At 71.7% G+C, this 11526-nt stretch carries 7 protein-coding genes; 2 read left to right on the forward strand and 5 right to left on the reverse strand.

Annotation, left to right across the window (positions count from 1 at the left end; genetic code table 11):
• The 4 genes from malQ to AC08OU_RS09840 all read right to left on the reverse strand — a co-directional run.
• Positions 1-2365: 4-alpha-glucanotransferase (gene malQ, locus AC08OU_RS09825; RefSeq protein WP_476604720.1), on the reverse strand; the 2365-nt coding region annotated here is incomplete at its 3' end.
• Positions 2362-4029, reverse strand: coding sequence for a sensor histidine kinase (locus AC08OU_RS09830; RefSeq protein WP_462187008.1), 1668 nt, complete (start codon positions 4027-4029; stop codon positions 2362-2364). The genes malQ and AC08OU_RS09830, both read right to left, overlap by 4 nt.
• Entirely contained in the window at positions 4026-4754 is a 729-nt protein-coding gene (locus tag AC08OU_RS09835; protein ID WP_476601633.1) for a response regulator transcription factor, read from the reverse strand. The genes AC08OU_RS09830 and AC08OU_RS09835 overlap by 4 nt, the downstream gene beginning before the upstream one ends.
• 159 nt (positions 4755-4913) lie before the next feature.
• On the reverse strand, positions 4914-6242 hold the full coding sequence (locus AC08OU_RS09840; RefSeq protein WP_476601632.1) for a mechanosensitive ion channel family protein: 1329 nt from the start codon (positions 6240-6242) through the stop codon (positions 4914-4916).
• A gap of 418 nt (positions 6243-6660) precedes the next feature.
• Here AC08OU_RS09840 and AC08OU_RS09845 point away from each other — a divergent pair, with 418 nt between their 5' ends.
• Both AC08OU_RS09845 and AC08OU_RS09850 read left to right on the forward strand, forming a co-directional pair.
• The gene (locus AC08OU_RS09845) at positions 6661-7176 is read left to right on the forward strand and encodes an HNH endonuclease (RefSeq protein ID WP_462187005.1); all 516 of its coding nucleotides are present in this window, start codon (positions 6661-6663) and stop codon (positions 7174-7176) included.
• A 124-nt stretch (positions 7177-7300) separates the two neighbouring features.
• Positions 7301-8833 carry an SDR family oxidoreductase gene (locus tag AC08OU_RS09850; protein ID WP_462187004.1) on the forward strand — a complete coding sequence of 511 codons (1533 nt, stop codon included), beginning with the start codon at positions 7301-7303 and terminating at the stop codon, positions 8831-8833.
• Between the two features lie 62 nt (positions 8834-8895).
• Here the strand turns inward: AC08OU_RS09850 and AC08OU_RS09855 are convergent, their stop codons facing one another.
• A complete protein-coding gene (locus AC08OU_RS09855; RefSeq protein WP_476600860.1) occupies positions 8896-11031 on the reverse strand; it encodes an ATP-binding SpoIIE family protein phosphatase in 2136 nt (711 codons plus the stop codon).
• Between the last annotated feature and the right edge of the window lie 495 nt (positions 11032-11526).

Below are 11526 nucleotides of genomic sequence, written 5' to 3' on the forward strand. Positions count from 1 at the left end.
CCGCACCGGTGGACGACGCGCCCCGGACCTGAGCAACCCGGACCTGAGCAACCCGGGCCTGGGCGAGGAGCTCGCCAAGCCGGCGCACGTCCGGATCGGTCAGCAGGCGTTCCACCGTAACCGGCCGACCGGCGGAGTCGGTCACCGGGAGCCGCCAGTTCGGATAGGCATCGGTCGTGCCCGGCAGATTCGGCTGATGCCGGTCGCCCAGCGCGTCACCCGGCGACCCGAGCACGATGCGGCACGGAGACCGCACCAGCAGCCGGTGCAGCGCGAAAACGATCTCCTGCCGAACGGCGGGGCCGAACTCCTCCCGGAGGGCGGGGTCAAACTCCGGCCGGCCGCTCCCGCCGGGGTTCCCCCGTCCGCCGAGGCCCGCCGCTGCGCCCGCCGGATCCACCAGTCCCTCGGATTGCACCAGCTCGACCAACGCGTCCCGCTCGGCTCGCCAACCGGCCGCCTCGGCCTCCTCCGCACGCCCGAGCAGCCCCAACCGGGCGCGGGTGCGCACGTGCTCGCCCTCGAGGTAGCCGGCGGCGGTGGGCAGGTCGTGCGTGGTGAGGCTGGCCATCGTCGCCGCCCGGTACGCCGTCGGCGGCGACGGCCGGCCCTCGGCGTCCTGCTCGAACCACAGCACCGTCGAACCCAGCACGTCCAGGCGGGCGAGCGTCGTCGCCACCGACGCCTCGACGGTACCCAGATCCTCCCCGACGACGACGGCGCCGGCGCGGGCGGCCTCCAACGCGAGCAGGCCGAGCATCGCCTCGGCGTCGTAACGCACGTACGTCCCGTGAGCGGCGCCCGCCCCAGCCGGAATCCACCACAGCCGGAACAGGCCGAGGATGTGGTCGACCCGCAGCCCGCCGCCGCGGCGCAGCACCGAGGCAACCATCTGACGCAACGGCGCGTACCCGGCCTCGGCCAGGGCATCCGGCCGCCACGGCGGCAGCCCCCAGTCCTGGCCCTGCTGATTGAAGGTGTCCGGTGGGGCCCCCACGCTCGCGCCGACGGCGAGAACGTCCTGCAGTGCCCAGGCGTCCGCACCGCCCGGATCGACGCCGACGGCCAGGTCGTGCACGATCCCGGCGGCCATCCCGGCGGCCCGGGCGGCGGCCTGCGCCGCGGCGAGCTGCTGGTCGCAGCGATGCTGGAGCCACACGTGGAAGGCGACGCGGTCGGCCAGCTCCGCCCTCGCCTCGGCGACGGCGGGCGCGCCCGGATGAGCGAGACGCGCCGGCCAGGTCCGCCAGTCCGGGCCGTACCGCTCAGCGAGCGCGCTCCAGGTCGCGAAATCGATCAGGTCGGACCCGGCCGGCTCGGCGGATGCCACCTGCTCGCCGCCGCGCCGGAAGACCTCGAAGAGCAGTTCCAGCGCGGCCAGCTTCGCCCGCCACACCGCGTCCCGATCGAGCAGACCGTCCCGCCGACCGTCGCGGCGGGCGCCGCGGGCGAGCTCGTCAACGGCCGACCGGGTGGCGGGATCGGCCCGAGCGTACTCGGGCGTCCGCTCCGGTCGCAGGTAGAGCGGGGAGACAAAACGGCGGCTCGCGGGCGAGTAGGGGGACGCCGCGACGGGCAGGGTCGGCGCACCCGCATGCAGCGGATTCACCAGCAGCACGTCGGCACCTGCCCGGCCCGACCAGTCGGCGAGCGTCGCGAGATCGCCGTAGTCCCCCATCCCCCAAGACGACGCCGAGGTGAGCGCGTAGAGCTGGATCATCCAGCCCCAGCCCCAGCCCCAGGCGCGGGCCGGCGGGGCGAGGGCGGCGGGGCCGGGCACCGCGGCCGGCACGGCGACGACCTGGCAGCGATGCCGCTCGGTTCCGGCGTCGACGTGCAGCACGTGGTCCCCCAGGGGCAGGCCCGCCGGGAGCCCGATCGGCCGGGCGACCCAGGGCACGCCGTCGAGCACCCGCTCGGCCAGGGGGGCGCCAGGGGGATCGAGGACGACCCGGCCGCCGGTGCCGAGCTCCAGCTCGGCGTATGGAATGACATCCACGGGCGTGTGAACGACCACCGGGCGCGGTGCTGCGGCGACGACGACGGCGCAGGCCGGCACCCGGCGTCGCCAGGGCCGTTCCAGCGCCGCCGCGAGCGCCGCGGCGGGATCCGTCGGATCGACCCCCGCCAGCCGCAGGACGGCCCGGACGGTGTCCGGCGCAACCTGTACCGGGACACCATCGGCCCCGAGGTAGGACGTCGCCACACCGGACACCGCGGCGAGTTCGGCGAGGACCTGGTCGACGGCGGGGTCCACCACCGGCGCCCCGGCGGGCTGCGGTCCCGCCGGGGCGGTGGGACCAGTGGCGGGCGCGGGGGACGCGGGTGCGGATGCGGTGGGCACGGCGGGGCAGTCGGAAGTCACGACCTGAGATTCTCGCCCGCGCGGTCCGGAGGCGGAGCGGCGCCGCCCGGCGGGTTCGGCTCCGGGCCCGGTGCGGTGGCCGGGCCCAGCGGACCGGGGTCGTCGACGACCGGCAGCCGCATCCGCAGCAACGCCCCGCCACTCGGAGAGCTCTCCGCGGTGACGGTACCCCCGTGGGTGTGCACGGCATCCGCGACGATCGCGAGGCCGAGCCCGGATCCGGGCAGGCCCCGCGCGGAGGTGGCCCGGTAGAAGCGGTCGAACGCCTGCGCGCGGTCCTCCGGCGCGATGCCCGGTCCGTCATCCGCGACGGTTACCTCGCCGTCCCGGGAGCCGACCCGGACGACAGAGGCGGGCGGCGAGAACTTCACGGCGTTGTCGAGCAGGTTGGTGACTGCCCGTTCGAGCATGTTCGCCCGCCCGTCGACCGTCGAGGACGTCGCGTCGACCTCGATGCCGACGCCCTTGCCGGTGGCGCGGCGCCGGGCCCGTTCGGCCGCGGCTCGCACGATCTCCGCGAGATCGAGCCGTTCCACCTCCTCGGTGGGCGCCTCGTCCCGGGCGAGCTCGACCAGTTCACTGACGAGGCCGGACAGTTCGCGCATCTGCGCGCCCACGTCGCGCAGCAGCGCCTCACGGTCGGCCGCGGGCAGCGCGCGATGCGGGTTCGCTTCGGCGCGCAGCAACAGTTCGATGTTCGTGCGCAGGCTCGTCAACGGGGTGCGCAGCTCGTGGCTGGCATCGTCGACGAGCTGGCGCTGGCGGGCCCGGGACGCCTCCAGCGCGCGCAGCATGCTGTTGAGGCTCTCCGCCAGCCGGGTGATCTCGTCGGATCCGGTCACCGGGATGAGCGCCGACAGATCCTGGGTGCGAGCGACCTCCTCGGCGGCCGCGGCCGCGGCGTCAACGGGTTTGAGCGCGGCACGTGCCACGATCTGTCCGGCGAGCACCGAGCCGACCACCCCGACGATCCCGACGACGAGCAGCACCAGCGCGAGATCGCGCAGGGTCCGGTCGACGTCGGTGGTCGGCCGGGCGAGCTGCAATGCACCGCCGGACGCGGGACGTTGCAGCGGAACCGTGACAAGCCGGTAGGACTGCCCGTCGACGGCGATCGTGCGCAGGTTCTGGGCCCGCTCCCGCCGGGCCACCTCGGCGTCGGCGGAGTCGACCGGGATCCGCATGCTGTTCCAGGACGAGACGGCGTTCTCCAGCGGATTGCCGGCGGCATCGAGGAACTGGCCCTCCAGCCCGAAGCTGAACGCCTGCAGTTCCAGCCCCAGCGGACTGGTCTGGATGGTGTGCGCCGACGCCTCAGCCTGCTCTACGAGCTGGTCGTCGATGGCCTGGTTCAGCACGATGCTGGTCGCCCCCAGCGACACCCCGGCGACGACCGTCACGGCGGCAGCCACCGCCATCCCGACAAGCAGGGCGAGCCGAGCCCGCAATGTCAGCTGACCGAGCGGGGAGGAAAACCGGATCCTGGAGTGACGTCCCGGGTGGACGCGCCGCGCGAACCCGTCCAACCGGCCGGCGCGCCCGTTCACCGCCACCTGCCCCACTGCCGGCTGCCCCGCTGCCACCTGCCCCGCTGCCGGGCGACCCGTCAACGGCTGCGGCCACCACGGCGATGGCGCGGCCCCCTGGTCGGGGGCACTGCTCACGCGCGGTCCCCCGACGGCTCACGCAGCACGTAGCCAACTCCGCGCACGGTGTGCAACAGCCTGGGCTCGCCGTTCGCCTCGAGCTTGCGGCGCAGGTAGCTCACGAAGACCTCCAGCGAGTTCGATGTCGGGCCGAAGTCATACCCCCAGACCCGCTCCATGATCATGGAGCGGGAGAGCACCTGACGCGGATGGGCGAGAAACAACTCCAGCAGCTCGAACTCGGTCTTGGTCAGAATCAGCTCCCGATCACCGCGGGTCACCTGGCGGCTAGCCTGATCCAGACAGACCCCGCCATAGCACAGCGTCGAGTCGGGGATCCCCTTGGACCCGTCCGAACCGGCCGCCCGCACCCGCGCGGCCAACGCCGCCCGGCGGATCAGTGCCCGCAACCGGGCGAACAGCTCCTCCAGGGCGAACGGTTTGACCAGGTAGTCGTCGGCACCGACGTCCAAGCCGCTGACCCGGTCGGCCAAGCCGTCCCGGGCGGTCAGCATGAGCACCGGGACGTCGTCGCCCTGGGCCCGCAGCCGACGGCAGGTCTCCAGCCCGTCCACCCGGGGCATCATCACGTCCAGCACGACGATGTCCGGCCGCTCGCGGCCGATGACGCCGAGCGCGTCCGCCCCGTCCACCGCCGTGGCCACCTCGTACCCCTCGAACCGCAGCGAGCGTTCCAGGGACTCCCGGACCGCCGCGTCGTCGTCCACCACCAGTACCCGCACGCCCCCAGTCTGCCTTCACCCGACGCGGTGATGGTGCTGCGCGGGGCCGGTCTCAGGAAGACATACCGCGATCCTCAGGACAGTTTCAGCCACCGTGAGCCCAGACTGCCCAGCACGCCCAGACCCACCGGCACGCCCAGACTCACCGGCACGCCCAGATCATCCCCTCAACCGCGACAGGTCGGGGGCGGGCGGGTCGATCCGTGCCCGCGGCAGATCCGTCCCCTGAGCGTCCGCGGCACCCCCGCCGACCCCGGCATCCGGATCCGCGTCGTCCTCCGCACGGCTCCCGGCGGTCTCCTCGTCGTCGTTGACCATGGTCACCTCACTGCGTTGCACGGAACCGAGCTCGATCCCGGCCGCGCCAAGCGAGGTCCGGACCCGCTCACGCAGCTCGCGCGCGACCTCCCACTGCTTGAGCGGCTGGGTCTTGATGGCGACACGCAGGGTGTAACCGTCCGAGGTCATGGTCTCCATCCCCCAGACCTCGGGCTCGGCGAGGATGAGGCTGCTCCACTTCGCGTCCGCCCAGAGCTCGTTCGCCGTCCGGGCCAGCACCCGTTTAGCGGTGGCGACCTCGGTGTCGTAGTCGAGCGGAACGTCGAGCACGGTCCGTGCCCATTGCTGGCTCTTGTTACCGACCCTGGTGATCTCGCCGTTCCGGACGTACCAGACGGCGCCCTCGACGTCACGCAGTCTGGTCGTCCGGAAACTGACCGCCTCCACGGCACCGGAGACCGGACCGAGATCGATCACGTCTCCCACCCCGTACTGGTCCTCCAGCAGCATGAACATCCCCGACAGGAAGTCCCGGACGAGGTTCTGCGCACCGAAACCGACCGCGACTCCCAGCACACCGGCGCTGGCGACGATGGGGGCGAGATTGATACCCAGCTCGCCCAGGATGCTGAGGAAGGCCAGGCCGAAGATGAAGATGGACGTCACGCTGCGCAGCAGCGAACCGACCGTCGCCGCACGCTGACGGCGCCTTTCCATCAGCACCGCCGGATCGCCGAACGCGCCCAGCAGAGAGCCGGCGCGGGAACCCCGGAACAACCCGCCCCAACTGCCGGAACCGGTCCGTTCGGTGGCGTGTCCGATGTCGGTGGTGCGCCGGATGAACCGGTGCAGCAGCGCCCGCACCACAAACGCGATCACCAGAATGAGCGCGATGCGGATCGGGGTACCGAGGAACACCTCAGCCCCGGAGGCAAGATAATTACTGTGGGTAATGTCGTAGACGGTGCGGCACAGCAGCCCCGGATCGGTCCCGCAGGCGTCCCGCAGCGCGGTCGCGACGCCCTCCAGGGACACCAGCGGGTCAGAGGTCACCGACGGGCTCGGCGAGGGCAGTGGAGTGGGCGTCGTCAGCCCGGACGTCGGGCCCGGCACTTCGGTGGGTGACGGCGAGGCGGACAGCAGCATTCCCAGCGACGGGATGAGAGGCTGAGCCAGCAGGGACGGGGCGGGCGTCACGGCGTCGATCATCCTTCCGGTCGATTGCGATCATTCGAAGTTCCTCGAGCAGGCCGAGGTCACCGGCCCTCCCGCGCTCACGGCGGCGCGGGCGGCGGCCGCAGATCAGTCTCACCCATGCCGGTGGCCCGGCGGTGGGGGCCCCGATCCGGTCGGCGGACAGCCACGCTCCGACCCAACCACTCTCCGACCCAACCCGGCCAGGTCTCCCATCACACCCGAAAAAGCACTTTCCGTATTGATGCGGCCACAAAATGGTCGCCTGTATGTGACAAAGGCCATGAGATATGTGCAGCGCCACGGCACGAAAGGCGATGACCATGCAAACAGGCTCGCGTTCTGCCGCAGAAGAAGGTTGACTGTCCATTGTCACCGGAGACGCTGGGCAGAACGGCCCGCAAAGGGCCCTCGGTGGGCAGGAGGTCGGCGCGTGGCAGAGGCGCTGGTTCTCAATGCCACGTACGAGCCTCTGTGCGTGGTGTCGCAAAGGCGCGCGCTGGTGTTGGTCCTGACCGACAAGGCCGTCATGGTCGAATCGGCCGGGCAGGTTCTTCGGTCCGCGACGGCCTCCGTCGATGTCCCGATCGTGGTCCGGTTAGCGCGTTTCGTCCGGGTGCCGTACCGCTCGCAGATCCCGCTGACCCGCAAGGGTGTGCTGGCCCGCGACCATCATCGCTGCGTGTACTGCAATGCTCCGGCAACATCACTGGATCATGTCATTCCACGCTCCCGTGGGGGCCCGCATGCGTGGGAGAACGTCGTGGCGGCCTGTGGCCGCTGCAACCATCTGAAAGCCGACCTGGCCGTCGCTGATCTCGGCTGGCGGCTCCGCACGGCGCCACGGGCGCCGAGCGGAGCCGCTTGGCGCATTCTGGGCTCCCGTCGGATGGATCCACGCTGGTCGGCCTACCTGAGTACCGACGTGACCGAGGCCGCCTCGGCCTGACGGCACCCGCCCGGAGCGTTCTCTGCCCGGGCGTCCCCGCCTGTTCGAGGCGTTCCCAGGCACGGCGACGGCAGATCGGCCGGATGCCAGGGTACGGCGGGACCTGCCAGGGCAGCTAACCTGCATGCGCATCCTCGTCACCGGGGCGACCGGGTACATCGGCGGCCGGCTGGCTCCCCGCCTGCTCGACCGTGGCCACCATATCCGGGCCATGACCCGGGATCCCCTCCGGCTGCGGGACATCCCATGGGCCGCCCGGGCGGAGGTCGTCCGCGCCGACGCCCGGGATCCGGAGTCGTTGCGGTCCGCGCTCGACGGGATCGAGGTCGCCTACTACCTCATCCACTCGATCGACGGTGGTGGTGACTTCTCCGCGGTCGACCGGCGGGCGGCGAACGCCTTCGCCGTCGCGGCCCGGGCGGCCGGTGTCCGCAGGATCGTCTACCTCGGCGGGCTGAGCCCGGCGACGACGGGTGGCACGTCCGCCCATCTGAGCTCCCGCCAGGAGGTCGGGAGGATCCTGCTCGGCTCGGGGGTGCCGACGATCGTGCTGCGTGCGGCGGTCGTCATCGGCAGCGGCAGCGCCTCGTTCGAGATGCTGCGCTACCTGACGGAGCGCCTGCCGGTGATGCTGACGCCGCGCTGGGTGCGGACCAGGATCCAGCCGATCGCCGTCCGGGACGTGCTGCACTATCTGATCGGCGCTCTGGACGTCCCCGACGACGTCGAGGGCACCTTCGACGTGGGCGGCCCGGACATCCTGACCTATGCGGAGATGATGCAGCGCTTCGCCGCCGTCGAGGGGCTGCGGCGCCGGATCATCGTCCCGGTTCCGATCCTGTCCCCCGAGCTGTCCTCGCTGTGGGTCGGGCTCGTCACCCCGGTGCCGGGCGGCATCGCGAGGCCGCTCATCCGTTCCTTGCGCAACGAGGTGGTGGCCCACGACCACCAGATCGCCCGCTGGATCCCCGATCCCGCCGAGGGACTGCTGCCCTTCGACGCCGCGGTGGCCCTCGCGCTGGCCCGGGTGCGGGCACGTTCGGTGAAGACCCGCTGGTCGACGGCGGTGTGGCCGGGATCGGGAGGCGCATCGGACGACGGGGACGGCGCCGGTGCCACGCGCCCCCCGAACGAGCCCCTGCCGACCGACCCGCAGTGGGCCGGGGGATCCCTCTACGTCGACGAGCGCAGCATGGCCGTGGCGGCGCCGCCGGCCTGTCTGTGGCACGTCATCGAGGGCATCGGGGGCGACAACGGCTGGTACTCGTGGCCCCTGGCCTGGTCCGCCCGCGGCCGGCTGGACACCGCCATCGGTGGCGTCGGTCTGCGCCGGGGTCGGCGTGATCCGCAGCGGGTGCACGCCGGGGAGGCTCTGGACTTCTGGCGGGTCGAGGAGATCGAACCGGGCCACCTGCTCCGGCTGCGCGCCGAGATGAAGTTGCCCGGCGAGGCCTGGCTGGAACTACGCTCGATGGTCGACGCCGAGGGCACCACGACCTACTGGCAGCGCGCGAGTTTCCTGCCCCGCGGACTTCCCGGGCAGCTCTACTGGTGGTCGGTCAGCCCGTTCCACGCGGCCGTCTTCGGTGGAATGCTGCGCAACATCGTGCGCAAGGCCGAGGACGAATGGGCCACCGGCGCCGTCGCCACCGCCTGATCACGCGGCCTCGGCCCGGCTCGTCAGGTGGCCCGGCTCGTCAGGTGGCCCGGCAGCGGATGCTATCCCCAGGAGCGGCCCTGGACCGGCGGGTCGAGGGGAGGCTTCCGGGACAGGCCCGCCGAGGGAGACGGATCGGGCCTGACGATCGGTCTCGTCGGGCCGGCGGCACCCGGCTCCCGGTCGGGTATCTCGATATCGAACCAGACACGCTTGCCCCCGGGGGTCATCTCCACGCCCCAGGCCAGCGCCAGCGCCTCGACCAGCAGCAGGCCCCACCCCGACTCGGGCTCGGGTTTGTTCTCCGCGGCCACGCCGGGCCGGGGCAGATGCGCGCCTTCCCGGTCCTCGACACTGATCCGCAGCCGACCGGGTCCCATCGATGCCCGCAGCACCAGATCACTGCGGGCGTGCAGCACCGCGTTCGTCACCACCTCGCTGACCAGCAGCGTCGCGTCCTCGACGGAGGTGATCCCGCATTCGGCGAGGACCGAGCGCATCGCTGTCCGGGCCTCGCCGGCCGACGCGGCCACCGCGGGCAACGCGAGTTCGAGCAATGGCGGGTTCACGGCCTGCGTGGTGAGCACCACCATGGCAGTATCGTCGTCGGTCCGGGCCGGGAGACCGGCGGCAATCAGGCACCGTTCGAGCAGCGTGCGGGCGGTCTCCTCGACGGGGCCCTCGCCGGGGCCGTTGACGGTGTCCGGACCGAACCAGCTACGTGCCGCGAAGTTCACCCTGCGCGCCCGGCGCCGCCGGTCCACCCAGGAGCGGCGTTCCGGCACCCCGGGGGGTGGGCCGAGCGACGGGCCGGGGGCCCGCCGATCCGTCCACGCCTTCCCGGTCCGTTCCGCCTTCCCGGTCCGTTCCGCGCTCAGGCCAACGCCCTCGCCCTCGCCCTCGCTTCCAGCCGCCATGTCGGCACCCGCCGCGACTTCGACCGCCTCGAGGCCTGCCGCGGCCGCCCGGGCACGCTGTGCGGTAAGACCGCGTCGAAGATTGTCCAGGCCGTCCACGAGCGGGCGGCGTCGCGACTCCACCAGGCCGTCGGTGAACATCACCAACGCCGATCCGGGTGGAAGCGCGACGGTCGTCTCGCTGAACACCGCCCCCTCGCCGACTCCCAGCGGGAGCCCGGGGTCGAGCACCAGATAGTCGGGGTCCTCGTCGGGAAGGATCACCAACGGCGCGGGGTGGCCGGCGTTCGCGATCGTCGCCCGGCCGGTGTCCCGGTCGTAGACGGCGTACATACAGGTCGCGAGCTGGAGACCGGGCAGCAGGCCGACGACCCGGTCAAGCCGGGTCAGCACCTCGACGGGGCTCCAATCCTCCAGAGCGTAGGCGCGCAGCGCCGCCCGCAGCTGGCCCATCACCGCCGCGGCATGCAGGCCGCGCCCCATCACGTCACCGATGGCCACCCCGACTCGCCCCCCGGCGAGCGGTATGACATCGTAGAGATCGCCTCCAACCTCCGTCCCTGCCGTTCCCGGCCGGTACTCCATCGCGATCTCGACCCCGTCGAGTGCGGGGGGATGCGCCGGCAGGAGCGACCGTTGCAGGGTCAGCGCGGACTCCTGTGCCTCGCGGAAGCGTTGTGCGTTCTCCAGCGCGACGGCCCCCCGCCGGGCGAGGTCCTCCAGCAGGTTCACCTCCGCTCCGGAATAGAAGCCGGTGCCGCGCCCGACAGTGATCGCGCCGAGGATCCGGCCGTGCGCCGGCAACGGGACGGTGACGGTGGGACCGCTCTGGATCCGGCGGAACTGCTGGTAGGCGAGCTCGTACGGGAACAGCGGCACCGGGCGCAGCTCATCGAAGTCCGGCAGACAGTACGTCTGGCCGTTACGCATGACGACGCCCGGCGGGAAGTCGTCCGCGAGTTGGGGCGGCCGCGTGGCGACAATCGCCCGCATGATCTTGCCGGCTTTCGGGTCGTGGAAGACCGAGGCGCCGAGCCTGACCTGGTCGCCCTCGCGCAGCCACACCAAGGCGCCCGTGCCGAGACGGGGCACGGCGAGTCCGGCGATCAGGTCGACGACCCGATCGGGGTCGAGGGAGGTGCCGAGGACGAGACCGGCATCGGCCAGGAAGGACGGGTCGGAGCCACCCAATCCGTCGTCATGGTCCCCCCGAGCACCGTGGCACAGCGCGCGGACAGCCTCCCGCGCGGCCCGCAGACCTGCGGACGCCGACCGCCGCACCTGATCGGACTTCCGTGATTCACCGACAAACCCTGATATACCGGGCGCATAGGGCGAAATCCCGGTGGACGGTTCCGACGTCACGGGCACACCATCACATCCCCGACCAAATCCGATTCTCGGTACTGCTCCGTAACAGCCAGTCACCTGGTCCACCTGCGGCAGTCTAGTTCGGATATCGGATATCACGCATCGGGGGAACGTCGGCCCGAGCCGCAACCAGTACCCCATCGCCCTCCCTTTCGCCTCCACCGGCCGGGTTTGATGCTGGATAGGCATCACCCGACCGAGGAACACGCGCTCCGCCGCGCCGTCCCGACGCGGCGGAGCGGTCCCTGGGTAGGCGCACAACAGGGGCACCTGCACCAAAAAGGCCAGGAACGCCAGAAGGAGCCAGATGAGGACACATTATTCTGTTGAGGACTGCCCCACAAAGACACCCTCATCTACTAAGGGAGATAAAATACCTTAGGAGTCGAAATGAAATAACTTGCG

It is taken from the genome of Frankia sp. CcMO1 (assembly GCF_977945845.1).

Coding starts and splice junctions, on each gene's coding strand:
- AC08OU_RS09840 (WP_476601632.1), bottom strand. CDS start 6,242: ATGATCGACGCCGTGACGCCCGCCCCGTCCCTGCTGGCTCAGCCTCTC.
- AC08OU_RS09850 (WP_462187004.1), top strand. CDS start 7,301: ATGCGCATCCTCGTCACCGGGGCGACCGGGTACATCGGCGGCCGGCTG.